Raw genomic sequence first — 24,630 nt, forward strand, 5'->3', positions numbered from 1 at the left:
GGATTCAACCGCCGCCGACAGAGATCGCGGCCGCCGATGACGAAACCGCACTCGCGGTCCAGGAACTGCTCGCCGCGCGGTGCGCGATCGCACCTGCGGACCGTACGACCCGTGAGCCAGGCGAGCCCGGTGTACGGCTGCGGTTCTTCCTGGACTTGCGCCAGGAGCCGGCTCGTAGCTGCGGGACAGCCACGTCCCGCTAACCAGCCGTGGTCGGGGCTGGCGGCGGCAGCGTGCCGTCTACCTGGGGGTGTGCTCGGGGGTCGGGGCAGCTCCGGCGGGAGCCGCTGGTGCGGCCGTACGGGGTGGGGCCAGACGGCGGTGCGTTGCGGTAGGCGTCGTAGCGCTCCAGCTTGGCGACCAGGCGTGCGTAGGACATGGTGCGGTCGTTTCCACGAACGCGCTGGAGCCGTCGGCCAGGAGCACCACGCCGTCGGGCACCAGGTTCCCGGCCGGAGGGGGTGGGCGACTTCCACCCGCCAGTCGGCGTGGTCGGCGGCCTCCGCATGGTGGAAGGCGATGACGGTGACGACCAGAGCGAGGCCGTGCTCCCGCTCGCGCCGCGCGCACCCGATGCGCGCCCGTGCGCCGCCTGGTGCGTTGCCTACCAGTGGAGCAGAACCTGCTCGATGGAGAATCCGGGACCCATGGCCGTGACGAGGCCGGGAGTACCCGGGGGTGGGGGTGACTTGAGGGCTCTGTGCAGGACGTCCAGGACAGAAACAGAGGAGAGATTGCCGCGGGCTGCGAGGGACTGGCGAGTGAGGTTCAGCGCTTGCGGGGGCAGACCCAGGGCTTGTTCAACCGCGGTGAGGACCTTAGGCCCGCCGCCGTGCACGATCCAGCTGCCGATCTGGCTGGGCGTCAGGCCGTGGCGGCTGAGGAAGTCGTGGGCGGCCTTGGGGACGTATTCCTCAGTGAGGGTGGGGACTTCGGGGGCGAGAAGGATCTTGAAACCGTGAGAGCCGATATCCCATCCGAGGATGTCTTCGGTGTCCGGGATGAGCCAGCTGTGGGTGTCGGTGAGCTCAGGGCCTGGTGCACCGGGCCGGTGTGTGCCGAATGCTACGACTGCGGCTGCACCGTCACCGAAGAGGCCGCCGGCGACGACGTTGGCCATGGAGGTGTCCTTTTGGCGGTACGCCAGCGAGCACAACTCGACCGCGAGGAGGACGGCTACGTGGCCGGGATGGGCGCGCAGGTAGTCGTGAAGGCGTGCGAGGCCCACGGCTCCCCCGGCGCAGCCGTTGCCGAACAGCGGGATGCGTTTGACGTCCTGGCGTAGTCCCATTCGGTGGGCGAGCCGGGTTTCCAGGGACGGTACGGCCAGGCCTGTGACGGTGGTGCTGAACAGGGCGTCGACCTGTTGCGGGTCCACGCCTGCCGTGCGTAGGGCTCCGGTGATTGACTGCTGGCCCAGGTCGAGGGCGGTGTCGAGCCAGATGCGGTTTCTTTGGGTGAAGTCGTCCTCTGCGATGAGGTCCAGGAGTTCGTCCAGTGGCAAGGACATGTGGCGGGTACCGACGCCGGCATTGGACTGGACTTTGCGGGCCAGGTGAGTGCGTGCTGCGGACTGCGTCGGCATCCGGGCGGTCAGTGCGGCGGTGAGCTCTGACTGTGCGTAGCGATAGGGAGGGAAGGCCGTGTGGAGCGCGGCCAGCCGGGGTCCAGGCGTCTGCGGGTCTGTGATTCGTGCTTGTGTCGTCAGTGTCATGCGCTCAGCCGTTGTCTTTCCCTGCGGTCGCGGTCACCGGCAGTGAGGATCTGACGTTGATGGGTGTCCACCAGTTGGCGGGGCCCAGGGCCGCCATCACGGCGGGTACGAGTACGCCGCGCACGAGCACCGCGTCCACGAGGGCGCCGAGGGCGATGCCGGCCCCGATGAACTTGAGCAGGGTGAGGTCGGATGTTGCCATCGCCGCTGTGGAGACCATCAGCGCGGTCGCGGCGCAGGTCACCAGTCGGCCGGTGCGGGCCACGCCGTCGATGATCGCTGTTCGGTTGTCGCCGCTGCGCTGGTATTCCTCTCGGATGCGGCCCAGGAGGAACACCTCGTAGTCCACCGAAAGGGCGAGGGTGACCAGGAGGATGAACAGCAGGGCGGGCGTGTCCAGCGAGCCGGTGACGGTGAAGTCACCCACCAGGGCGCGACCGTGACCGTCTTGGAAGAGGACGACGAGTGCTCCCAGACTCGCTCCCAGACTGATGACGGCCACGGCCAGAGCCTTCAGGGGGGCGATGACGGTGCGGGTGAAGAGGACGAGGAGGAACGTCAGTCCGGCGGCGAGCAGCGTCAAGCACCGGGGCAGGGCGTCGCGGACCGCTTGTGCGGTGTCGGCCACTTCTGCGGCCCGGCCTCCCACCAGTACGTTGCCGGGTGCAGAGGTGTCTCTGATCGCTTTCACCAGGTCAGTGGCACGCTGTGTGTCGGGAGCTGCCGATGTGGCCACCAGCAGGACGGCCGCAGCCTGGTGCTGCCGGCCCGCGGCTTTGCCGGCGGGGATGGTGCGTACGACCTGCACGGCGGTGACGTGCGCAAGGTCGATGAGCTGGGCGCGGTAGGACATCGCCTCATTCGCCGCGTGGGGTCCGGTGACGCTGACGGTCAGGATTTGTTCGGGGGGTGCAGCAAATTCCGCGCGCAGGTGCTGTGCGGCTTGCGCCGCCGCTGCGGTGGGGGGCAGGGCCCGGTCGTCGGCCAGGCCGAGCCGCACGTGGAAGAAGGGCACGGCCAGCAGGGCGAGCAGCAGGACCGTCAGTCCTCCTGCCAGGGCTGGGCGCGCGGTGACCTTGGTAGCCGTGTGCCGCCAGAAGGGGCTGTCGTCGCCGGCGCTGGCGTGTCGCCAGGGTGCCATGGGGTCCCAGGCCAGGAGGCGGGGACTCAGTAGCCGCAGGACGGCGGGCAGTACGAGCAGGGTGATGAGCGCCGCCATAACCGCCACGGTCATGCCTGCCAGTGCCAGGCCGTGGAGCATCGGAACCGGTACCGTCCATGCGGTGGCCAGGCAGACGGTGATCGCGGCGGCCGAGAAGGCCACGCAGCGGCCGCTGGATCGTAGGGCGGCGGCCAGAGCCCGCTCCCGGTCCATCTGGCGCACGGTTTCTTCTTGGACGCGCGAGAGCAGGAAGAGGCTGTAGTCGACAGCGAGTCCCAGGCCGAGCGCCGCGGCGGCGTTCACGGCGAGCTGGGAGACTTCGGTGAACTGGGCCACCAGTGCCAGAACCGGCAGCGAGCAGCTGACTGCCGCGAGGGCTACGACCACGGGCAGCAGGGCGCGGACCAGGGAGCCGTATGCGAAGACCAGGAGGAGGATGAGGATCGGTGCGGCCAGCAATTCGGCTGTGCGCAGGTCCTGTGCGATGGCGTCGTTCATGGCGCGTTGGGTCAGCATCGCGCCGCTGGCTTGAAGTCGCAGTCCCGGGACGGCCGACCGGGCTGCGGCGACGACTTCGGGCGCGGCCTGCTCCTGCTGCTTCTGCGTGCCGTTCAGCTGGGTGGCGACCAGCAGGCTGTGCCCGTCTTTGGACCGCAGCCATGCATCACCCGTTGTCGTCGCCGACCAGACCGTTTTCACTTCAGGTCGCCGGGCCAGGGCCGCCGCCACGGCGTAACTTCCGTCGGCCACTCGTGCTGCAGATGCCTTGGGCATGGATGCGGAGTCTGCATCGTCTGCAGGGGATGACACAGAGAACACCAGATCGGGCGCGGGCACGCCCAGTTGCTGCGCCTGCCGGTGCGCCTTTAACGCCTCGGCATTGTGGGCGACCGTCCCTCCTGGGCTCAGCTGCGACACCGCCCACGGTGCCAGCGCGCCGGCGAAAAGCACCGTCAGCGTCGCGCCTGCCACGATCAGCCAGGCGCGCCGGCGCGTCTTTGCCCGTAGTGGTACCTCATCTCGTGCCCTCTGGTTGTCTCGCATCAGGCGGCCTCGAACAGCAGCACGGCGTTCTGCCCGCCGAACCCGAACGAGCAGCTGATTCCCGTGCCCATGGTCAGAGGGCGCGGGCTGGCGGCCACGATGTCGAGTTTGTGATCGCCGTCCTGGAACTCGAAGTTCGCCACCGGCGGGATGCTGGCGTGCCGCAGGGCGAGCACGGTGTAGGCCGCCTCGATCGCACCGGCTGCCCCGAGCGAGTGGCCGATCACGCCCTTGGGCGCTGTGACCGGTGGCGGCTGGTCGCCGAAGATCCGAGTGAGGGCGGCCGCCTCCACAGTGTCGTTGGTCGGGGTGGAGGTTCCATGGGCATTGATGTGGCCGATGTCCTGCGGTCGGCACCCCGCGTCCTCCAGCGCCGTGGTCACAGCCTGGATGACGCCGCGGCCCTCGGGGTGCGGAGCGATGGGGTGGTGGGCGTCAGCGCTGGATCCAAAGCCGCGCAGCAGAGCCTGGACGGACACGCCACGGGAGCGCGCGGCGGTCAAGGGCTCGAGGACCAGGACGGCGGCACCCTCACCCAGGACGAATCCGTCGCGTGCGGAGTCGAAGGGCCGGCTGGCGAGGTGGGGCTGGTCGCGGCGCCGGGACAGGGCCCGCATCCGTGCAAAGCACGCGGCCGTCATCCGGGAGCGGGCGGACTCGGCGCCTCCCGCCAGCACGATGTCGCACGTTCCCGAACGCAGCAGGTCGCGGGCTACGCCGATCGCGGTCGCGCCCGAGGCACAGGCGGTGGACACGGAAAAGTTCGGTCCCCGGGCCCCTAGATCGATCGCGACTTCGCCGGCTGCCATGTTGGGGTTGCTGCGCGGCACGCTGAGCGGGGAGACCCGGTCAGGGTGGCCCGCCGAGAGGTGCTGGAAGGCCTTTTCGTACGCGGTCAGGCTGGTTCCCCCTACCCCCAGGACGACGCCGACGCGCTCAGCCCGCCAGGTGTGCGGGTCGAGAGCCGCGTCACGGACCGCGCGACGGGCAGCCACCATGGCGAACTGGATGAAGTCGTCCAGGCGGCGTGTGAGCCGGCCGAGTTCTGCTTCGGCGTCAAGGCCGGTGATCTGACAGGAGAAGTCGACCGGCAGCCCGTGAAGAACGGGATCGGCGGCCGCCGTGGAGCGGCCCGCGCAGAGAGTGGCCCAGTTGGCCTCCGGAGTGAGTCCCGCTGGAGTGACCAGGCCGAGGCCGGTGACCGCGATATCAGTGGGCATCGTCGAAACCTCGTGCCGCTTCGCCGAGCGTCGCGGACGGTGAGAGGTCCAGGGTCTCCTCGGAGAGGATGATCCCGAACTCTTCCTCCGCCGCCACGACGAGTTCCATCAAGGACAGGGAGTCCATCCCGAGGTCCTCGAAGGTGGTGGCGGGCTTGAGCTCCTGCGGGAGGACGGGCACGTTCAGGTGTTTGGTCAGCAAAGTGACAAGGAGGTCAGGCAGCGCGTGCCGCTGTGCCGGCAGGTCAGCCGCCGATTCGGCTGCATACGTCATTCTGTGACTTCCTGTCTGATTGGGCGTCAGGCATCTGGCCTGTTCGCGTTATTGATGCGTCCGCTCGGCGTTCATCCGGGCGTAGACGTCGCGGGCGCGGGCCGCCCGTGTCTGCAGAGCCTCGACATGCAGGCCGATCCGGGACTGTGCCTGCTGTCCCGCCGGGCCGAGCGCCGGCATCTCCATCACGCCGAGCGCTCGCAGCAGGGGCAGGACGACGTGCTCGTGATGGATGTCCAGGTTGAAGATGCCCGCCGCAGCGACGCGCGCGGCCCGTGCCCGGAAGCCGGCGATCGCCGTGCCGGGCATCTCGAAGCCGCACAGAACGTCCGCCAGGGCTGCCATCGCCTCGTCGGGGAATGCTTGCAGGGCGTCGTGGTACAGCCCTCGGTAGAACAGCATGTGCAGGTTCTCGTCGGCCGCGATCCGGGCCATCAGCGCCTCGCCCACCCGGTCGCCGCACAGAGCGCCGGTGTTGCGGTGCGCCTGCCTGGTCGCCAGCTCCTGAACGGTCACATACGCCAGGCAGTGCAGCGGAGAGAGCCAGCCGGCGGACCACCCGGTCTCCATGTGGCTCATCCGCAGGCGTTCCAGAGCGACGGGATCCACCGCCCGGCGTGCATGGATGAAAGCCCGCAGCGCCCCCGCGTGCCGGTCCTCCTCGGCTGTCCACCGGTGCACCCACGCGCCCCAGGCACCGTCGCGCCGCAAACGGGTGGCGATCTCGAAGTGATAGCTGGGGAGGTTGTCCTCCGTCAACAGATTGATCACCAAGGCGTCCTGTACGGCCCGGGCCAGAGCTGACTGGTGCAGCTCCCACGCCGCGCCGCCGAGCGGCCCGTCGAAGTCCTGTGCCTCGCTCCAGGGGACGAACTGATGCGGCAGCCAGTCTTGTGCGACAGCCAGGTGCCGCTCCAGCAGCCGCTCGACCGACGGCTCCAACTCCCGCAGCACATGCTCCCCCTCAGCGCACGCCACAGCCCACCCCAAAGCATCTCGGCATCCGGATGTATCACCGTTTGAACGCCGCGAGGAGCACGTGAGAAACGGCCTTCCACTCGTTCGAGCGAGGCAGCCTCCACTGGAGGACACCGCCCGGGGCCGACGGTGATAGTGGTCTCTCACGCAGCCGGCCGCCCATCATTCCGCCGGGAGCCACATAAACCGGCCGTGAGGGAAGGAAAGGTGTGAATCCCTCGACATTCTTCGAGCTGCCCGCGGCGCTGCTGGTGCTGCTGTTCACCGTTGCCGTCGAGCGCCTGACCGAGTTGTGGCTGTCTTGGAAGCACGCGCGCTGGGCGAAGTCGGCGGGCGGGCTGGAGTTCGGACGAAAACAATTTCCCTTCATGGTCGCCGCGCACATCGGGCTCTTCGCGGGCATCCTGACCGAAGCGGCGGCCGGGCACCGGCATTTCCTGCCATACCTGGGCGGTCCCGCCCTGTGTGTGCAGGTACTGGTGCACGCCGGCCGCTGGTGGTGCGTGCGCTCCCTCGGGCCTCATTGGAACACCCGCGTGATCGTCATCCCCGGCATGCCCTTGATCCGCCGCGGGCCATACCGCTGGCTCCGTCACCCCAACTACCTTCTCGTCGCCGTCGAAGGCATCACCCTTCCCCTGGTCTTCAATGCCTGGATGACGGCAGTGCTCTTCACCGCCGCCAACGCGGCTGTTCTCACCGTGCGACTCCGGACCGAAAACGCCGCTCTGCGCCTCGCGGCATGACATCCCGCCAGACCGGCGAGGGCCGCCTGCTCTGGAACCCCACACCGAAGTACGCAGAGTGCGCCGCCACCTGCCGCGATTCCAGCAGGGCCTGACACCTGGCCCGCCAGTCACTGGCGCAGCCCTGCCCGCTGCAGGAGCGGGGCTGCGTCACGCCTCGATTGCGGCGCTCACCGCACGCGATGCACCGAAGCAGCACCGACTTGCGTAACTTATACGGATTACGGCTGTTATGTGAATGGGCTGCTCGTGCGCCCCGCCCGGGTACCCGCCCCTCTTGAGGAGGACGTTCACCATGAGCATCTGTCACACCCTCCAGCGCGCCGCCGTCGCCGCCACCGTCGTGTCCGCATCACTGCTCACACTGCCGTCCCCCGCGCAGGCGGCACAGCTGCCTCCCGCATGCCAGACGGCCATCGCCGAGTTCCAGGACAAGCTCCCCGTCCAGCAGTTCACGGTCCCCGACAAGGTCAAGAGCACCCTTCTGCAGGAGCTGCTCATGCTGAGCGACGCCGATCAGCAGAAGTTCACCGAGAACGCGTGCAGTGCGTGGAACACGTGGTCCACCGCAAACGCGACGGCCGTGGCGAAGGACCTCGACACCCGCTACCAGAACACCGCCGGCCTGGAGTGCCAGAAATTCGTCAGCGCCACTATCGGAACCCTGCAGAAGTACTCACCGAACATTCCGGCGGCGACCCGCCCCATGGAGACTGTGGCCAAGAAGGTCTGGGGCAACGCCATGCAGAAGCTTTCCACTGCAGCGACCAACACCACCTGCCAGCAGGCCTACAGCAACGCCAAGGCTGGTTGGTGACAGGCAAGCCACCACGGAGATCACGTCCCGCGCTCCTCACAGCACCTGCTCGCCGCCAGCGCGCGGGTGCTGCCGAGACGCTGAGCGCGGACGACGGGAAGCCTCGGCCTGCAGCCGCCACACCGCGCCACCCCGGCACCGTGCGGGCCGTCACCCGAAAGTGAGTAACACGTCCCCGCGTTCACCGCTTCTGGCCTGCGGAATATCTCCGTCACCCGCAGGCTCACGGTCCGTCGCAGTCGGCCGCCGCCTCGGACTCGTCGGGCAGCGCCTCCATAAGCGCGGCCGGCCGCCGCACCACGAGGTGCTGGACCTCATACGACATCTCCTTGACGTGGGGAGCCGGTGACGGGTGATAACGGCCCGCGGACACCGACAGGTTGACGATGAGGTAGGCGTGCCAGGCACGCCCCACGCCTTGGCGGTCGGCGAACACCCGGCTGCCGTTCACCCACCAGATCACGGACCTCGGGCCGAACTCAACGCGAAGGTCGACCCACGCGCCCGGGCCGATAGCAGGATCGCGGTAGTAGAGGTTGCCGCCGCGGACGTGGTTGGTCAGCTCCAGGAGGTCGGGGTTGTCGGGGTGGTATTCGAAGACATCGATCTCCTGGTCGCCGTCCCGCCAGGTCCAGATGGCCGGCCAGGCCCCGGCCTCGTACGGCAATCTGACCCGTGCCTCGAGCACATCCCCGGCACGGACGGTGAAGGCCTCCTCGCTCCCCTCTGTGGTGAGCAGGCCCGTGTCCCACCGGCCGTCCTTGCGGAGGGTGGCACGGAAGGTGCCCGAGCGGCTGTACGCGGGATCCGCCGTCAGGTGATCCAGTTTGTTGTCGCCGGGGTTGACCGGTCCGCCGTTCGGATATGCCCACGAACGCCCTGCCACCCATTGACGGGTAGACCCGAAGTCCGCCGTAAAGACGACCTCAGGTCCAGACGAAATCCCCTCCGCCGACGGTGTCCCATCGCATGCAGGATTCTCCATGCGCAGATGCTGCTCCATATATGACTTCGGCATGCAAATGCCCGTGAACCCACGGAAAGGACAACTCGGACGAGCGAATCCGCATCGCCAAGTCGGCGACCTCGTCCCGGTGCGGTCGTAGAACTTCACCGCCACCTCGACCGCTGCCAGTTCGGGCACCCGGTGATGCCGCCGCCCAGGAAGACCGACGGGGCGTCCCCGCTGTAGGAGGCGGGGGCCTCGATGTAGCGCAGGGAGCGGGGCGGCAGCAGCGGGAACCCGTCGACGGCGATCGCGTCCAGCAGCGGAGCAGAACGGGGCCGGGAGCGTACTTGCGGGCGTTGGTGACCAGCTCGCTGACCACCAGCTGGGTGAGGTCCCTGGGCCCCGCCGGACGGGAGAACCCTGGGGCACATGGCCAGGAGGAACACCGGCGGTGCAGCCAGTGCGGCGCTCGGCTGCTCGGAACGAAGACCGCCCGTACGAAACTCAGTTCGTCAGCTCGGGACAGCGCGCGACACACGTCCGGGTGGTACTTTCCCGCGCGGGTGCATTCTGGCCGTCCGGGATCGGGCGGGCGGCAAGAGTTGGGTCATGATCATGGATCCCGATGCCAACCCCGAAAACCCCGAAGCTCCCGGTACCCCCGGCGGGCCCGCACCTGCGCCCTCCCGTCGTACCGTCATCGCCGGCGCGGCCGCGGTCGCCGGAGCCGGCGGGCTGACGGTCGCCGCCACCTCCGCCGGGACCGCGCAGGCCGCCCCCGCCACCGCGGTCACCGACTGGGGCGCCTGCCTGACGATCGCCCGGGCCATCCTCGTACGGGACGACGAGGACCAGCCGCTCGTCCCGCGCTACGCCGACATCCTCCTGAACAACGGTCTGCCCCGCTCGCGCCGCCCCGGCAAGAAGGTGCTGATCGTCGGCGCCGGGCCGGCCGGCCTCACCGCCGCACACCTCCTGCGCGAGGCCGGCCACCAGGTCACCGTCATCGAGGCCAACGCCAACCGGGTCGGCGGCCGGATCAAGACCTTCCGCACCGGCGGCCACGAGAACGCCGCCCAGCCCTTCGCCGACCCGAAGCAGTACGCCGAGGCCGGCGCGATGCGCATCCCCGACAGCCACCCCCTGGTCACCGGACTGATGGACAGCCTCGGCCTCAAGCGCCGTCGCTTCCACCTGGTCGACGTGGACGCGGCCGGCCGCCCCGCCTACCGGACGTGGATCTACGTCAACGGCATCCGCGTCCGCCGCGCCGACTACGCGCGCGCCCCGCAGACGCTCAATCGTTCCTTCGGAGTGCCGCGGGCGTACGAGTCCGTCCCCGCATCGCAGATCGTCCGCGACGCCTTCGCCCCCGTACGCAAGGAGATCGAGGGCAAGAAGGACAAGGAACTCGTCGAGGGCTGGGCACGCGTCATCCAGCGCTACGGCCACATGTCGATGTACCGCTTCCTGACGGAGGAGGCCAGGCTCGACGAGCGGACCATCGACCTGATCGGAACCGTCGAGAACCTCACCTCCCGCCTGCACCTCGCCTTCGTACACAGTTTCATCGGCGCCTCCCTGATCAGCCCCGACACCGCCTTCTACGAACTGCCCGACGGCACCGCCACCCTGGCCGACGCCATGTACGCCCGCGTGAAGGACCTGGTACGGCTCGACCGCCGTGCCACCCGCATCACCCACGGCGAGGGCAAGGTCAGCGTCGAGACCGTCTCCGAGGGCCGCGGCGGCAGCCCCGTGCGGCGCGAGACCTTCACCGCCGACACCGCCATCATCACCGTCCCCTTCTCCGGGCTGCGCCACATCCCCGTCGCCCCGGCGCTCTCGTACGGCAAGCGGCGCGCGGTCACCGAGCTGCACTACGACGCCGCCACCAAGGTGCTGCTCGAATTCAGCCGCCGCTGGTGGGAGTTCGACGAGGCCGACTGGAAACGTGAGCTGGAGGCCGTGCAGCCCGGCCTGTACCGGAAGTACCAGACCGGGCAGACGCCGACGAACGGAATGCTGCTGGGCGCCCACTCCTCCGTCCCCGAGGGCCACATCTCCGCAGGCCAGCGCTCCCACTACGCCGCCTGCCGCGTGGTCACCCGCGACCAGCCCGAGGCGGCCGGTGTCATCGGCGGCGGTTCGGCCACCGACAACCCCAACCGCTTCATGTTCCAGCCTTCCTACCCTGTCGAAGGCAGCGCCGGCGGCGTCATCCTCGCCTCCTACAGCTGGTCGGACGACGCCCTGAAGTGGGACTCCCTGGACGACGAGGAGCGCTACCCGCGCGCCCTCGCCGGGGTCCAGGAGGTGTTCGGGCAGCGCATCGAGGTGTTCTACACCGGCGTCGGCCGCACCCAGTCCTGGATGCGCGACCCGTACGCCTACGGCGAGGCGTCCGTACTGCTGCCCGGCCAGCACACCGAGCTCTTCCCCCACGTCCGCAAGGCCGAGGGCAACCTGCACTTCGCCGGCTGCCACACCTCCATCAAGCCCGCCTGGATCGAGGGAGCCCTGGAATCCGCGGTGCGGACCGCCCTGGAAGTGCACACGGCGTAGCGGGCCGCCCAGACGTCGCGCCGTCAGCTCTCGGCGAGCACGATCAGCCAGTCCCCCTCCGAGAACCGGACCCGCTGCCGCTTGTCGGGGTTGATCCGCACCCCGTAGTCGGGGCCCGTGGCGCTCCGCGCGCGCAGCCGGTAGCCGACCGCGCATTCACGGCGCCGGCGCGCCGACTCGACGGCGGTGGCGAAGGAGACCTCATGACCGGCCCGGACGTAGTCCGCGGCCGGCTTGAGGTGGAACTCGTGCCCCTCCGCCGTGAACAACTCCTCGAAGACCCCGGCGAGATACGGGCTCTGCGAGATCTGGGTCATCAGCAGGCTGATCAGCCTGCCGCTCACGATGAAGTCGGCGCCGTCCCGGGCGGGCGCGAGGAGCCGGTTGCCGTCGTCGGACATCTCGGTGGTGAGCGCGAGTTGCCGCTGCGCGGCGTCCGCGACGGCCCGCAGATGCAGCAGGGTGAGCAGTGTCCTGTCGTCCGCCCGGGCCTCAGGATCCGGCACCGGAGCGAGGGAGTTAACAGGCGGGTCCGAGGCCGAGCCGCAGGCCGGGGCCGCGAGCTCCGTCTCACCGATCACGATCACGCTGTCGTACGAGGGCACGTCCAGCTTGGCCAGGGTGCGCGGATCGGTGATGTCCCCGTCGTGGAAGGAGACTTCGAGGTGGGACCGCTCGGCCGTGACGGCCCGGGCGCCGCGCGTGGCCGCGTACTCGCCGAGCGACACGACGTCCAGGGTGGTTCCCGGGCTCACGTACTGGTCGAGCTGCTCGATGACGAGCGGGGCGCGGCGGTTCCAGCCGAGCAGGAGGAGGCGTTCGGCCTGGGCGGTCCTTGGCTCGGCCGTCACGATCGCGTTCTCCTCGACACGGGAGGCCACGTCCGTCCGCACGGCCGTGTCGTCGTCCTGGGAGATGACGATGATCCGGTCGCCCGGGCCGATCGCCGACCCCGGATCCGGATTGAGGGTGACGCTGCCGTCGGTGTGCAGCAGGCCGACCGCCGAGGACGTGGCGAACGACAGCAGCGCCTCGCCGAACGTACGCCCCACCAGGCCCCCGGCGGCGACCGGGTAGAACTCGTCTCCCTCGAAGTCCAGCAACTCCGAGTAGACGAGGGAGAGGCCGGGCTGCCGGGCCGTCGAGACGAGGAGCCGGGCGACGATGTCATCGACGCACAGGACGTGCCCCGTGGGCCCGGCAGCCAGCCTGGCGGTCATGTGGTTGCGGGAGTCACGGACGGCGGCGACCACCACCGCCTCCCCTTCACCGAACCCGGGGACGGCCGCGTCGAGGGCCAGCAGCGTCTTCACCACATGGGCGTCACCGGTATCCCCCGTGGGAGGCAGCACCAGCACCGCCTTCGCGGTGCGCGGACTCACCCGGCACAGCTCGGTGGGGTCGGTGGTGCTCCCGTTGCGGCAGATTATCCGCGTCCTGCCACTGTCGCCGACGCGGGTGGAGATCTCGTCCTCCATCCACACCTTGTCCTGCGGGGCCAGCACGGCGACGGCGGAGCGGCGCTGGTTCGCGTTCGCGGCCACCAGCTCCCCGATCACGGGAAACACCTGGTCCGACCACCCCAGGACGACGGTGTGCCGCATCTCCACCACGGTGGAGTGACCCAGGCGCAGCAACATGATGCGCCGGTTGATACCCGTGGTGATCAGACTGACCAGGGTTGACACGAAGAGCAGCGCCACCAGCGCGAGCGACACGGAAGCCAGCACGTAGAGCGGGGAACCGACCGCACCCCCGATCTTCAGCGTCTGACCGACGCTGACCCACACCGCGGTGAGCCGGCCGGAGAGCGTTGCCGGAGCAGCCCGGTCGGACCAGACAAGGACCATGCTCGCCGGAACGACAACGGCGAGGCAGGCCAGGGCCAGCCAGCCGATGAGCGCGGTCGTTCCCCCCGAGACCAGATGGTCGAAGCGGTACCGGAGACGGAGCCGGAGTGACGTCGTGTGCTGCTGCGCCACACAAACTCCCGTACATGAGTCGACGCGCCGATCGGAGCGGCTGCCCGCCACCCCAGAAATCACCCTAGGCAGATCCCTGCTCCCGCCCCCCTTGAACCCGACCGACCTCACTCAGAGGTATGAACGCACCATGGAAGCCAGGCCCGGCGGGGCACCGAGCGCGACGTCGGTGCATACCGATCCGGCCTCGCCCCACGACCACGACCGTGGAAACCACAGCCCGCAGGGATGTGCCCTGGCAGCGGCCGCCGAGCTGCGGAGCGACACAGGGCAACCCACCTTCACCTTCCAGCCCGCCTGAACTTCTTTCACAGCTGTGGATCGTCCGATCCGGACGTCATTCGCCGGCACCTCTCCAGCGTCTCCCTGTCGCCCGCAGGAGTTGAGGTGGCGCGGGTATCGGGCGGCTCAGACGTTCGCGCGGCTGCTTGCGGATGCGACGCCGCCGAACCCACCGCGCTCGCCGGGAGCAGATCGGGCGCCGAAAACTGACGGGCAGGGTGACGGAGTGCACCGCCCGGCACCCCACGCCCGCGGCCGTGCTGTGCCGGACTGGCTGCCGTCCATGAGGTTCTACGGCACGGCCGGGGTCGGGGCCGGAGGTACCCATCGGTGGGTGCGCGGCGCCTGCGAGCGTACGCCGTAGTCGCCCTTGAGCTCCTCCGGGATCGCGTACTGCATGACCCTGCCACGGGTGAGTGAGGCCAGTTCGAAGGTGGTGAGCAGGCTGCCCGCCTTGTCCAGTGCCCACTCGCCGAGGGGGCTGCTGTCTTCCACCGTCTCCAGCAGGCCGAGCACGACGGCCACGGCCTTGGCGGCGGTGTCCCAGGGGCTGTCCCCCGCAAGCCGTGTCGCTTTACGGGAGAGCTGGCTCTTGAGCCTGTGTCGTGCCACCGCGAGCTGTCATGCCTCGTTCCTCCCTCCCCGACATGATTGAGATCACGCCCCTGAGGGGCGGCTCGGCCGGCAGTTGTCCAGTGCATCAACTCGGCCCACTCCTACGGCAACGCGCGCTCAGGCGCAGGTACTCAAAGCCATTTACACAAGATCGTCGATCAAGCGCGACTTGTGCGGCTGTAGGCCGCTATACGGGCGGCCCCGCTTGTTTTAGCGGAGGCCAGTCCTCTGCTGCTTACCTTCTGGAGCTTTGCCGTGACTGTGGAAATTCAAGCTGCCGAGCCGCTTCCAGGCTCGGTGTACGCGCCATAGAAGAGCCCGGCCGGTAGTAACGGCCCGGCCGGGCTTTTCACAGGGCGTGCGCCAGTGACCTGGCGGCGCCTGCTGAACAGACGAGCGTCAGGCGGGGGTGATGTTCTCCGCCTGGGGGCCCTTCTGGCCCTGGGTGACGTCGAAGTTCACCTTCTGGCCTTCCTGAAGCTCGCGGAAGCCGGAGCTGGCGATGTTCGAGTAGTGGGCGAAGACGTCCGGGCCGCCGCCGTCCTGCTCGATGAAGCCGAAGCCCTTTTCGGCGTTGAACCACTTAACGATGCCGCTGGCCATGTGTCCTCCAAGGGGACTCGAAATCGGTCCCGCACCGTGCGGGGAACCGGAGGTGATCGCCCTGATCCTCAGAGACGGTGGACAACAAAATCGCCCGTGAAGGTGTGCTCACGGGCGACCGGTACTTCGGAACCATGACAGCTACCGCAGACGGTACACGCACTGTTCTGCTCGCACCACGAGAACACCTATCCGCCGCGGCACGCGTCCCGGCGAAGCAGACCGGACCGGCTTGGCGAATGGACGGCTTTGACGTGGCACTGCCACGGCAGGCGGGCCACCGCGTTCCGTCCCCCGGCGCCGGCCAGCCGCTGACGAGCCTGCCGCCCGAGCCGGGCGGGAGGAGGATGAGAGTTCGTCAGCAGCTCACGCAGCCACCGGTTCACCGCCACGGTCGGCCGGGGCCCCGATGAGTCCTCGAAGAGAAGGTCGTCCTCGATCAGGACCGGCATCCCGTCCGGGACTGCGGGCTTGACCGACACCTGCCAGTCCTCCCACCCGCGAGAGGAATGGAACACATTTTGGCGGACACGACAGAGTGCAACATGCAAACCCGCAGGCCCGACCCCTCCCGTACCCCATGAGGGACACGACATCAAAGCGATAAAACAGGGGATCAGGTCGTCGCGCCGGACTTCGGTGAGCACGGTCCGGTAGAGGCCCATCCGTACCTTGAGCTCATCCAGAGGGAAGCCCATTACCTTTCTTGTAGAGCCCGGTTCGGGTTCGTGGCCTCCGGCGCCGGTATGACTCGTTGCCCCTGTCCTTGATGAGCGAGGCGAACGAGGCGAGGAACAGGGCCCGTCACGGTGCTGCACAAACACGGCAACTGCGCGTGTGCCGGCACGGAGGCGGCAGCTTCCCCTGTATCAAGTGAGTCCGCGCCGCCGCGAGGCCAGATTCGTCTCACGATAAGGGCTGGTCAGACCCACTCTCATTTACAACTCCACAAACCGAAGCTACTTCGATGACCGTGAAAGTGATAGTGGGCAGGTCAGAGGCCTTGTCAACTCTCATTTTCAGCGTCGACCCTCAGCCCGTCGTCGTCGCCGCCGCGGTGTCACTTCTTCAACTGGGCGTACATGGCTTCCAGGTCGGAGGACAGCTGGGACTTGACCCAGCGGGTGGTGTCGTCGGCCAGCACCTCGTGTGCTCCCGCCTCGATGCCGTCGAGTGCGGCCACGGCGATGTCGCGGGGGTCGGCCTTGGGCGCGTCGAGACCCGAGGTCATGTCGGTGTCCACGTAGGCCATGTGGAGTCCGGTCACCGCGATGCCGCGCGGCTGCAGCTCCAGGCGCAGGGAGTTGGTCTGCGACCACAGGGCGGCCTTGGAGGCGCCGTAGGGCGTGCCGTCGGCCAGCCAGGACAGGGCGGAGTGGGCGTTGAGGATGTGGCCCCCGCCGTTGCGCTCGATGATCGGCACGAAGGCCCGGGTGACCAGCAGCGGCCCGTAGAAGTTGGTCTCCAGATCCCGGCGCACGTCCTCCATCGGGGAGTCGAGGTACGAAGCGCGGACGGATGCCCCGGCGTTGTTGATCAGGATGGTGACGTCCTGGGCCTGCTCGGCTGCGGCTGCCACGGATGCCGGGTCGGTGGCCTCGAGCGCCAGCGGAACGGCATCGGGGTGGGTCACCGTGCGCGGGTCACGGGCCGTGGCGTAGACCTTGCGGGCCCCGCGCGCATGGAGCTCCTCGACCAGCATCCGGCCGATGCCACGGCTGCCTCCGGTGACGAAGACGCCGGCGCCCTTGATTTCTGTCATGACTACCTCCACGAAGATGAAAACCGATCGGTTTCACCTACCGTAAACCGATCGGTTTTTTCATGCAAGTCGGGTTGTGCGGCGGATGACCACGGCACGCGGGGTTCGAGGTGGAGTCGGTGGGGGCGCTCAGGCTTCAGGGGCCGGCCGGCCTCGTGTCCATCGGCGAAGTCCGTACTCACCGGGCGCAGGCCGGTGAAGCCGCGAGTCCGTCGGCAGTGATCGACGTGGCCTGGCTGGGACTCAGGTGGAATGCAGCGGAGTGACGTGAGGAGTGGCGTGCCGTACGGCTCGGTGTCGCCGACGTGCTCGGCGGCGCCCTTGCGAGCCTGGCCCGGGGTCGGCGACCAAGGGCGGCCGACCGCCGACTGCACAAGGACAGCTCAAGTACGGCGGGCGGGTCGGGGAAGGCGCGCGACGACCGGGAGGACAGGCCCGACGGCCCCGACGGCCTTTGTGGCGACGCGACCTCGCGACGAGAGGCCCGGTCCGCGGGGGCCGGCGCGGCCCCGTACAGACGGGTCACGCACCCGGCGTGAGCTGGAGCCCACGTACCAGAGTCGCGGGATGATCCGGCCTCCGATCCGGCCCTCCCCGTGTCGCCTGTCGCCGCCGCGACACCGCACCGGTCGCCGAGCGCCTCGACGCCACACGCAAAGGCGCCCCGGTCGCTGGTGCGTTGGGAGGGAAACGGATGAGGCCGGTGGGTGACAATCGATCCCACGACTGTGGCGCTCGACGGACGTACTGCTGAGGATCACCCTGTGCGAGATGGAGTCGCCCATGTCCGCCGTGTGGATCTCCGGTGCTTCTTATGGGACCGGAACCACCGGCAGGACGATGCGGGAGGGCCGGGCGGGGTCGTGGTAGACGCGCTGGCGGGCCACTCGGGCCGTGGTCGCGCTCTCCTCGGGCTCGCCCGTGTTGAGGTTGCGGTCCCAGCGGGGGAAGTTGCTGGAGGTGACCTGGACCCGTATCCGGTGCCCCGCCCGGAAGACGATGCTGGTCGACCACAGGTCCACAACATGCTCGGCCGCCTCCCCCGGCGTCGCCGCGCGCACCCGCACGATGCCGTCGGCCACATTGCGGGAGACACCGCTCTCATCGACGTCGCACAGGCGTGCCACCCAGTCGGTCGAGGGTCCGTCCGTGGCGGCGAAGAGCACGGCCCGGATCCGGCCGGTCACCTCGACGTCCTCGGTGAGCGGTTCGGTGGTGAAGACCAGGACGTCGTCCCGCGCCTCCACGGCCGCCTGGTCGAGCGGTCCGGGACGGAACTCGTCGGTGTTCAGGAGCCCACCGCCCATGAGAAGCGCGCCGCCGGTGGTCGGCACCGGGTCCATGGGGTCGTAGGTGAACTCCTCGGCCTGCTCGGCGGTGGACGGCGGCTCAGGGGTCAGGCGTCCGTCGGCGCGCAGGTGGAAGTCCGTGTCCACGGCCCGGGACAGGGGCCATTCCGCCTCCTCGCGCCACTGGTTGATGCCCATGACGAACAGCAGCACCGTGCCCGTGTCCGGCTCCACAGCTCCACTGTCGCCGCCGCCTTCGCCTTCGCCTTCGCCTTCGCCTTCGCCTTCGCCTTCGCCGAGGGTGCGCCGGAACCAGTCGAACTGCATGTCGTGCAGGCGTCCGCGCATGCCCATGAAGTCGGAGTGCGCGCCGAACCCGAAGTTGACGTCACCGACCACGTGCCGCCAGTTGGTGTGGGTCCACGGGCCCATGACCAGCGTGGCGGACCGGCCGGCGCGGCGCATGGCGGTGAAGTTGTCGAGTGTGCCCTGGCCGAAGATGTCGAACCAGCCGCCGACCTGGAAGGTGGGCAGATCGACCTCGCCGTGCCGGCCCGCGACAGTGCAGGACGCCGCCCACTCGGGCTCGCGCCGGGAACGCTCGTAGCCCAGCTCGGGCAGGTCGTGCCGGGCGAACGCGGGAAACCGCCCGGCGGGCAGCTCCCCGTAACCGCCGCTCGCCAGGCCGTCGAAATCCTGCACGAGCCCGGTGATGCCGTTCACGAACCCGTCGAGGTCGGTGGAGTGACGGCGCATCAGGGTGTCGGCCCCCTGCAGGAGCGACCAGGGCACGCTGAGGCCGAGCTCGATCGCACCGCCACGCGTCCACAGCCCGTCGTCCGGGTCGGACCAGGTGATCATCGGCGCGATGGCCTTCAGCTCCGGTGGCTTCGACAGCGCCGCCATCCACTGGGTGTTGCCGAAGTAGCTGCCGCCGATCATGCCGACGGAGCCGTTCGAGCCGGGCAGCGCGGCGGCCCACCGTACGGTGTCGTAACCGTCGCTCACCTCATACGTGAACGGCTCCCACTCCCCCTCGGAGGCGAACCGGCCACGGGTGTCCTGGAGGACCACCAGGAAACCGTGCCTGGCCGCCGCCAGCGAATCGAGTACGACGCCCATCATCGGGGTCTGCTTGCCGTACGGCAGCCGGCTCAGCAACACCGGCCACGGTCCCGTACCGCCGGGCCGATAGACATCCGCGCGCAGCACCGTGCCGTCACGCATCTCTGCCGGAACGTCGAACTCGATCTGTATCTCCGCCATGCGCTGCTCCTTTGCGTGCCACGACGCTGTCGGGCACATGGTCGAACGTGGTTCCCGTCCCGCACTACACCCGAACGGGGGTGACTACAGCGCTCTCGGGGCGGTCACGCCACCGCGTTCAGCAGGCCGGCCAGCAGGTCGGGCCGTTCCAGGGCGATGAAGTGGCCTGCTCCCGGCACCTGCGTGAAATCGGCGGCCGGCAGCAGCTCCTTGTCGGCTTGCCGGTCCGAGGGCCGGGACCAGTCCTTCTGCCCGTAGACGAGGTGGACGGGTGCCTTGACCTCGGGGTAGCGCGAGCGGGCGGCGATGAGGCTGGGCAGGCTCTGGTACACGCCCCGGGCGACGGTCGAGTAGCCGGGGCGGCCGCCCACCTGGAGGAGTTCGTCGAGGTAGTCCTCCCGCAGCGCGGTCTTGTCGACCAGCCCGCCCTGCAGGATCCGGCGGACGACGGGCTTGGGCTCCACCCCGGCGACCACCGGGCCCACTCCCGGAGTGAGGACACCGCTGACCACCACACGGGCGAGAAGGCTGGAGCGGGCGATACCGCCGGGGAAGTCGTGCGTGTTGACCGCGACGACGCGCCGGGCACGATCTCTGAGCAGCCCATCCCCGGCAGGTCCAGGGCACACACGGCGTGCTGGTCCGCGATCAGCGGGATGAGATCGCGGAAGTGCTCGGGCCTGGGTGCGCACGGTGTGCAGCAGGCCCACGGGAGCACCGGTGCCCGCTCTGAGGTAGCGCAGAGTCCCCTCGTCGCTGCGGTGTCCTGCGCGCGGGGCGATGGTCTGGCTGATGGTCCCCGGAATGTGAATCGTGGGACGGGACTCGTGGCTGGGCATCTCGCTGGCTTCCCTTTGTGTGAACTGCTGCGGACGCGTGATTCGGAGAGGGTCCGCCCGAAGGGTGCGTGACCACGGCCCAGCCCTTGGACTCATTGAGAAACCGACCGGTTTCCACCATCGTAAACCAATCGGTTTCCGAGCGCGAGACCGAGGTCGCCACCTGCGGCGACAGGGTCAGCGCACAGGAGAGACGCGAGAGTGTCATCCGCACTGCGGTCGCCGATTCCGCACTCAAGGGCTACTACGGCACCCCTGAACGCTCCAGCTGCAGGTGTAGGGCTACGCCGCCGAGGCCAAGGGCGATGCGGCCAAGTGGTCCGGGCCGACCGGATGAGACCCCAGGAAGCCGCGTACCTGCTGTTGGGCACTGATATCGACGAGACGACGGCCTTCCTGGCGCACGGCACGCCCCTCAACACCCGTACGACCACCGTGCTCCCCTCGATTGCGGGGAATCGCGGGCGGGAGCCATCGCCCTGGGGAGGGCACGGTCACGACACCTGCTCGAAAGGGGATGCGTCAGCGCACGCCTGCCGCATCGAGCAGGGTGGTCACGGTGGGCGCGATGAGCCCGGTCAGATTGTCGGCGCCGATCCCCGCGCGGGCGCTGGCGCCGTCGAAGACCAGGATGAGCTGCCGGGCCAGCAGGTCGGGGTCGCTCGCGCCGCCCCGTTCGGCCTCGGAACGGAAAAAGGCCGTCAGGTTCGCTTTGATCCGGTGGGCCACCCGGCTCGCGGGGTGGTCCTGATCCTTGAGCTCGATCTGCACAGCCAGGTACCGGCAGCCACGGAAGTCGGGCGCACCCGCCTGCGACTCCACCCGCTCGAAGACGTACAGGATCCGCTCACGGGGGGAACGGCCGTCATCCGCCGGAGGCAGGGCCCTCGCCACGAAGGCAGCGGCACGCTCCTTCAGGCTTGCCGCCAGCAGTTCGTCCTTGCTCTCGAACAGTTGGTACATGGAGCGCTTCGACACCCCCGCCGCCTTGCACAGCGCCTCGACGCCGATGCCGACGCCGTCGCGGTAGGTGAGCGTGGCCGCGGCCTCCAGCAGCCGCTCCCGGGGACTTTGCTTCACTTCGGTAGTCATACCGCGAGGTTAACTCGAATCGGACGAAATATAAACCGATCGGTTTCCGTGGGGTGTCGGGGAGACGCCCGACGCCGAGCGCACGAAGGCAGGCCACTCAGAGGCTCGGCAACGGTCTTGGCGGAGAGACCGTCGCAGAGCCCTGTTGATGCGCGCCTCTTGCCCCCAAGGCGGCGACGCACACCGGGGCCACCCCGAGTAGTGGCCCCATCCTGGGTGAGCCGCCTTCCGCTACGCCGGGGCCGCGGCCTTCTCGGGCTCCGTCTCGGCGGGGATGCGGTGCAGCCCTTTGCGGTCGTACCAGCTGGTCACGCCGAAGCCGAAGAGGGCGGCTGCCGCGAGGCCGACGGCCATCATGATCCAGCCCCGGGTCAGGCCGGCGTCGGCCTGGGCGTCGTAGTAGAGGATCGAGCGGATGCCGCCGGTGATCTGCCGCAGCGGTTCGAACTCCGCCAGGAAGCGGTAGAAGCCGGGCAGCGCCTGGATCGGCGTGGTGGCGTTGGCCGTCGGCACCGCCATCCCGATGAAGACCAGCGTGACCACCAGCATGCCGGGCGTACCGAAGACGGCGAGCAGGGTGAGCGCACCGATCCCGGAGACCGCGATGGCGCACACCGAGAACAGCCACAGCAGCGGCAGATGGGCGGCGTGCATGCCCATGAGGCCGACCGCGCCCATCATGACCAGGCTCCCCATCAGCAGCGACAGCCCGGCCATGAGAGTGCTGCTGACGGCGAGGGTCTGCACCCGGGTCGCCCGGATCAGCGGGCGGTGCAGGCGCAGCGGGCCCATGTCGTTGTGGGTGTAGCCGAGGGCGTGGTCCACCTGGCCGCTGATGACGTTGGCGGAGAGCATGCCGCAGACCACCAGGACGAGCGAGTAGTAGAACGCCGTCAGGCCCAGGCCGCTGTGCGAGTCGAGAGGATGACCGTCCTCGACGGTGACGGCGGCCGGGTCGGCCAGCAGGACGCGTGCCGCGGCGGGCAGCTCCGCCTGCCCGGCCCCGCCCTGGGCCGTGAGCTCCCTGCCCACCTGGAGCGAGGCGTTTTCGGCCGCCCGCGTCGTCACAGTCCGGGCCAGACCGGAGCCCACGCTGCCGGCGGACTGGTTGGTCAGCACCGTCAGCGTCGGCCGGGTCGGGACCCCGGCGGTCGCGGCACCGGTGAGTGCGGTGGTGGCGGAGGTGAAGTCGGCGGGGACGACGAGCGCGCCGTACAGCTTGCCCTTGCCGAGTTCCTTCTTCATCTCCTTCTCGTCCATGACCTTCCAGTCGATCCTGTCCCCGCTCGCGGTGGACTTCCTGATCGACTCGGTGATCCCAGCCCCCAGGTTGACCTGCTTACCGCCGACGGCGGCCCCCTTGTCGGCATTGACCAGGCCGACGGGCAGATTCTTCATGTGATCGACGGGATCGATGTTGGCCCCGACGTAGAACACGGTGAACAGCAGCGCGAGGACGCCCGTGATGACGCCGTTGGCTATCCACAGGGGCTTGGCACGCAGGACGCGGAACGGGTGAATCCCACTCATGGCTTACTCCGGTCTCGGACAACACGCTCATATCCGGAGAAGGGCGGACCGCTTCATTGCGGTCCGGCGACCTCGGATGTTCGATCTCGGCACGCACGGCCGTCGACGCGGAACCGGGGGTGCAGCACCCCCACCGGGACTCCGACTGAGGAAACCGGTCAGTTTCAGGGCCATCGTAAACCGATCAGTTTACAAATTCCAAGTCGGGGCGCCGACCCATATCCCAGCAGCGCCAGGAAGCCGCGCGCCGGCGCCACCCCTGTCGTCAGGTCGCTTCGAGCCGCGAGTGGAGCGGTTCGCTCCAGGTCGCGCAAGCGGTCCAGGTCCGTCGCGCCCGACACGGCGTGAGCCGCCGCGGCCAGAAGTCCAGCGGCCTGCACTGCTCCCGCATCCGGAACACCAGGAACACACGGTTCTGGTGCACCGCACTGCGGCCACGCCGATCGCCTCCGGCCCTGGGCACGCTGCGATCCGGTCACGCCTGGCTCTGCTGCGGTCGGCCGCCGTGACCGGCGCGGCGCGCGGGGCGTACCGGCTGACGAAGGCCTACGTCTCCGAGCGCCACCCGTTCGGCGCCCCCTTGCTGCGGATTCCGGCGGTCTCCTCGGGGCTGGCGCCGATGGTCCAACCGCTCCAGGCCGAGGCGGCCCTGACACTGGCCCGGCACGCTGTGACGGCTGGTGCCGGCCCTGCGGGTATCCACGCCGAAACCGGCACCAACCCCGCCGGACCGAATGAAACGAGCGCGGTCGTGGCCGTGGCCCGCATCACCACCGCCCAGGCGGCAACCGAAGTCGCGCGCCCGGCACACCAGTTGCAGGGTGCCATGGGCATCACCCAGGAGTACGCACTGCACCACGTCACCCGGCGGCTGCGGGCGTGGCGCGACGCCGTGGCCAGGTGAACGCGACTGGAGCGACGAACCCGGCAGACGGGCAGCGGACCCCGGCGAGACGGGCGTCTGAACCCAACCGACCCTCGCCGGCTCGTAGGGCGGTCCGTGACCCGCGGATTCCACCGGCAGACGCCGACCGGGGCAGTCCCCGCCGGTCCGGCACCGCCGGGCACCTGGCCGGCCGGACCCTCACCCCGCACCCACCCAACCTCCGGGAGCCCGGACTGTCGCGGAGGGGCTTCTCGGTCTCGCGGACATCAGGCGCCCTCGGGGCGGGCGGCCTCGGCTCCGGGAGTCAGTCCCGGACGACGCCGCTGATCGCGGCGCGGAGGTCGTCATCCTCCGTTTCCGCGCGTGCCGGCGGGAGAGGGGACGCACCGGCGGGGTTGAGCGAGTCGAAGAGCAGGGCCATGAAGCGTGCGCGCATGGACGGTGCGGTGCCGGGGAGCGCGAGGCCCGCGATGCCCATGACGAGGAAGTGCGGAATGTCGTCCGCGGTGACGTCGGTACGAATCTCACCCTGCTCCTGTGCGTGCTCGAGGAGGGGGCGGAGGGACTCGCTGAACCGCTGGAGGGCGTCCACGGCGACGTCGGCGAAGTTGGCGGCGAAGGTGACCAGTCCCCGCTCCTCGGTGATCAGGTCGAGCAGCCGGGTGGCAATGTCCAGGAGGGTCTGGCGCGGGTGCCGGGAGGCCGTGGCGTCGTTGATCAGCGGGAGGAGGTCGGTCTCGAGGATGTCGTCGAGGACGGCCCGGACGATGGCCTCCCGGTTGGGGAAGTGCCGGTAGAGCGTGGCGATGCCCACGCCCGCCTCGGCGGCGATCTGCTCCAAGGAGCCCTCACCCGCGCCGAGGACATCACGTCCGGCCGCGATGATGCGCTCCACGCTGGAGCGGGCGTCGACCCTGCGGAGCCGGCGTGTGCGCGGTGCGCCGTTCGGCATCTCCGAACCTCCCGTTCCGCACCGCAGACTACTCGATCACCTGCGCGACGATAGCACCCTATC

19 protein-coding genes and 2 pseudogenes are annotated in these 24,630 nt (G+C 69.2%); 5 read left to right on the forward strand and 16 right to left on the reverse strand.

Annotation, left to right across the window (positions count from 1 at the left end; genetic code table 11):
* Positions 1-23: 23 nt before the first annotated feature.
* Positions 24-203 (forward strand): DUF6207 family protein, encoded by a 180-nt coding sequence (locus tag ACW4TU_RS09755; protein ID WP_457430006.1) that lies wholly within the window; start codon positions 24-26, stop codon positions 201-203.
* Here ACW4TU_RS09755 and ACW4TU_RS09760 read toward each other — a convergent pair.
* From ACW4TU_RS09760 to ACW4TU_RS09785, 6 genes are all read right to left on the reverse strand, one after another.
* Positions 200-379, reverse strand: coding sequence for a hypothetical protein (locus ACW4TU_RS09760; RefSeq protein WP_457426657.1), 180 nt, complete (start codon positions 377-379; stop codon positions 200-202). The genes ACW4TU_RS09755 and ACW4TU_RS09760 overlap by 4 nt on opposite strands.
* A gap of 225 nt (positions 380-604) precedes the next feature.
* Positions 605-1,714, reverse strand: coding sequence for a type III polyketide synthase (locus ACW4TU_RS09765; RefSeq protein WP_457426659.1), 1,110 nt, complete (start codon positions 1,712-1,714; stop codon positions 605-607).
* Positions 1,715-1,718: 4 nt separating this feature from the next.
* Positions 1,719-3,650: an MMPL family transporter gene (locus ACW4TU_RS09770; protein ID WP_457426661.1), complete on the reverse strand. Its 1,932-nt coding sequence runs from the start codon at positions 3,648-3,650 to the stop codon at positions 1,719-1,721.
* A 269-nt stretch (positions 3,651-3,919) separates the two neighbouring features.
* Positions 3,920-5,140 (reverse strand): beta-ketoacyl-[acyl-carrier-protein] synthase family protein, encoded by a 1,221-nt coding sequence (locus ACW4TU_RS09775; RefSeq protein ID WP_457426663.1) that lies wholly within the window; start codon positions 5,138-5,140, stop codon positions 3,920-3,922.
* Positions 5,130-5,414, reverse strand: coding sequence for a phosphopantetheine-binding protein (locus ACW4TU_RS09780; protein WP_189152214.1), 285 nt, complete (start codon positions 5,412-5,414; stop codon positions 5,130-5,132). The genes ACW4TU_RS09775 and ACW4TU_RS09780 overlap by 11 nt, the downstream gene beginning before the upstream one ends.
* A 48-nt stretch (positions 5,415-5,462) precedes the next feature.
* The gene (locus ACW4TU_RS09785) at positions 5,463-6,392 is read right to left on the reverse strand and encodes an acyl-ACP desaturase (RefSeq protein ID WP_457426665.1); all 930 of its coding nucleotides are present in this window, start codon (positions 6,390-6,392) and stop codon (positions 5,463-5,465) included.
* A 209-nt stretch (positions 6,393-6,601) separates the two neighbouring features.
* Between ACW4TU_RS09785 and ACW4TU_RS09790 the strand changes: the two genes are divergently transcribed.
* Positions 6,602-7,138 (forward strand): isoprenylcysteine carboxyl methyltransferase family protein, encoded by a 537-nt coding sequence (locus ACW4TU_RS09790; RefSeq protein WP_457426667.1) that lies wholly within the window; start codon positions 6,602-6,604, stop codon positions 7,136-7,138.
* A gap of 295 nt (positions 7,139-7,433) precedes the next feature.
* On the forward strand, positions 7,434-7,955 hold the full coding sequence (locus ACW4TU_RS09795) for a hypothetical protein (RefSeq protein WP_457426669.1): 522 nt from the start codon (positions 7,434-7,436) through the stop codon (positions 7,953-7,955).
* Between the two features lie 223 nt (positions 7,956-8,178).
* Here ACW4TU_RS09795 and ACW4TU_RS09800 read toward each other — a convergent pair whose 3' ends face one another.
* Positions 8,179-8,940, reverse strand: a complete 762-nt coding sequence (locus ACW4TU_RS09800) for a LamG domain-containing protein (RefSeq protein ID WP_457426671.1) — start codon at positions 8,938-8,940, stop codon at positions 8,179-8,181.
* Between the two features lie 579 nt (positions 8,941-9,519).
* Here ACW4TU_RS09800 and ACW4TU_RS09805 point away from each other — a divergent pair.
* Positions 9,520-11,469, forward strand: a complete 1,950-nt coding sequence (locus ACW4TU_RS09805) for a flavin monoamine oxidase family protein (RefSeq protein WP_457430007.1) — start codon at positions 9,520-9,522, stop codon at positions 11,467-11,469.
* Positions 11,470-11,492: 23 nt separating this feature from the next.
* Here the strand turns inward: ACW4TU_RS09805 and ACW4TU_RS09810 are convergent, their stop codons facing one another.
* The 8 genes and pseudogenes from ACW4TU_RS09810 to ACW4TU_RS09845 form a co-directional block, all read right to left on the reverse strand.
* Positions 11,493-13,451 (reverse strand): CASTOR/POLLUX-related putative ion channel, encoded by a 1,959-nt coding sequence (locus ACW4TU_RS09810; protein WP_457426673.1) that lies wholly within the window; start codon positions 13,449-13,451, stop codon positions 11,493-11,495.
* A 573-nt stretch (positions 13,452-14,024) separates the two neighbouring features.
* Positions 14,025-14,285 (reverse strand): annotated as a pseudogene (locus tag ACW4TU_RS09815) (oxygenase MpaB family protein); the annotation flags it as partial.
* 462 nt (positions 14,286-14,747) lie between these two features.
* On the reverse strand, positions 14,748-14,951 hold the full coding sequence (locus tag ACW4TU_RS09820; RefSeq protein WP_164319327.1) for a cold-shock protein: 204 nt from the start codon (positions 14,949-14,951) through the stop codon (positions 14,748-14,750).
* Between the two features lie 1,060 nt (positions 14,952-16,011).
* A complete protein-coding gene (locus ACW4TU_RS09825; protein ID WP_457426675.1) occupies positions 16,012-16,713 on the reverse strand; it encodes an SDR family oxidoreductase in 702 nt (233 codons plus the stop codon).
* A gap of 812 nt (positions 16,714-17,525) precedes the next feature.
* Entirely contained in the window at positions 17,526-19,268 is a 1,743-nt protein-coding gene (locus ACW4TU_RS09830; protein WP_457426677.1) for a CocE/NonD family hydrolase, read from the reverse strand.
* Positions 19,269-19,372: 104 nt separating this feature from the next.
* A pseudogene (locus ACW4TU_RS09835) lies at positions 19,373-20,107 on the reverse strand (alpha/beta fold hydrolase).
* 522 nt (positions 20,108-20,629) lie between these two features.
* Positions 20,630-21,199, reverse strand: a complete 570-nt coding sequence (locus tag ACW4TU_RS09840) for a TetR/AcrR family transcriptional regulator (protein ID WP_457426679.1) — start codon at positions 21,197-21,199, stop codon at positions 20,630-20,632.
* A gap of 231 nt (positions 21,200-21,430) precedes the next feature.
* The gene (locus tag ACW4TU_RS09845) at positions 21,431-22,729 is read right to left on the reverse strand and encodes an SNG1 family protein (RefSeq protein ID WP_457426681.1); all 1,299 of its coding nucleotides are present in this window, start codon (positions 22,727-22,729) and stop codon (positions 21,431-21,433) included.
* 418 nt (positions 22,730-23,147) lie between these two features.
* Here ACW4TU_RS09845 and ACW4TU_RS09850 point away from each other — a divergent pair, with 418 nt between their 5' ends.
* Positions 23,148-23,633, forward strand: a complete 486-nt coding sequence (locus ACW4TU_RS09850) for an acyl-CoA dehydrogenase family protein (RefSeq protein WP_457426683.1) — start codon at positions 23,148-23,150, stop codon at positions 23,631-23,633.
* A gap of 286 nt (positions 23,634-23,919) precedes the next feature.
* Here the strand turns inward: ACW4TU_RS09850 and ACW4TU_RS09855 are convergent, their stop codons facing one another.
* Entirely contained in the window at positions 23,920-24,567 is a 648-nt protein-coding gene (locus ACW4TU_RS09855; protein WP_457426685.1) for a TetR/AcrR family transcriptional regulator, read from the reverse strand.
* Positions 24,568-24,630: the final 63 nt, after the last annotated feature.

The organism is Streptomyces kryoterrae (assembly GCF_054072135.1).

Excerpts from the sequence above, each read along its gene's own strand:
- ACW4TU_RS09760 (WP_457426657.1), bottom strand. The coding sequence starts at position 379 with ATGTCCTACGCACGCCTGGTCGCCAAGCTGGAGCGCTACGACGCCTAC.
- ACW4TU_RS09765 (WP_457426659.1), bottom strand. The coding sequence starts at position 1,714 with ATGACACTGACGACACAAGCACGAATCACAGACCCGCAGACGCCTGGA.
- ACW4TU_RS09770 (WP_457426661.1), bottom strand. The coding sequence starts at position 3,650 with ATGCCCAAGGCATCTGCAGCACGAGTGGCCGACGGAAGTTACGCCGTG.
- ACW4TU_RS09775 (WP_457426663.1), bottom strand. The coding sequence starts at position 5,140 with ATGCCCACTGATATCGCGGTCACCGGCCTCGGCCTGGTCACTCCAGCG.
- ACW4TU_RS09780 (WP_189152214.1), bottom strand. The coding sequence starts at position 5,414 with ATGACGTATGCAGCCGAATCGGCGGCTGACCTGCCGGCACAGCGGCAC.
- ACW4TU_RS09795 (WP_457426669.1), top strand. The coding sequence starts at position 7,434 with ATGAGCATCTGTCACACCCTCCAGCGCGCCGCCGTCGCCGCCACCGTC.
- ACW4TU_RS09800 (WP_457426671.1), bottom strand. The coding sequence starts at position 8,940 with ATGGAGAATCCTGCATGCGATGGGACACCGTCGGCGGAGGGGATTTCG.
- ACW4TU_RS09805 (WP_457430007.1), top strand. The coding sequence starts at position 9,520 with ATGGATCCCGATGCCAACCCCGAAAACCCCGAAGCTCCCGGTACCCCC.
- ACW4TU_RS09820 (WP_164319327.1), bottom strand. The coding sequence starts at position 14,951 with ATGGCCAGCGGCATCGTTAAGTGGTTCAACGCCGAAAAGGGCTTCGGC.
- ACW4TU_RS09825 (WP_457426675.1), bottom strand. The coding sequence starts at position 16,713 with ATGACAGAAATCAAGGGCGCCGGCGTCTTCGTCACCGGAGGCAGCCGT.
- ACW4TU_RS09830 (WP_457426677.1), bottom strand. The coding sequence starts at position 19,268 with ATGGCGGAGATACAGATCGAGTTCGACGTTCCGGCAGAGATGCGTGAC.
- ACW4TU_RS09840 (WP_457426679.1), bottom strand. The coding sequence starts at position 21,199 with ATGACTACCGAAGTGAAGCAAAGTCCCCGGGAGCGGCTGCTGGAGGCC.
- ACW4TU_RS09845 (WP_457426681.1), bottom strand. The coding sequence starts at position 22,729 with ATGAGTGGGATTCACCCGTTCCGCGTCCTGCGTGCCAAGCCCCTGTGG.
- ACW4TU_RS09855 (WP_457426685.1), bottom strand. The coding sequence starts at position 24,567 with ATGCCGAACGGCGCACCGCGCACACGCCGGCTCCGCAGGGTCGACGCC.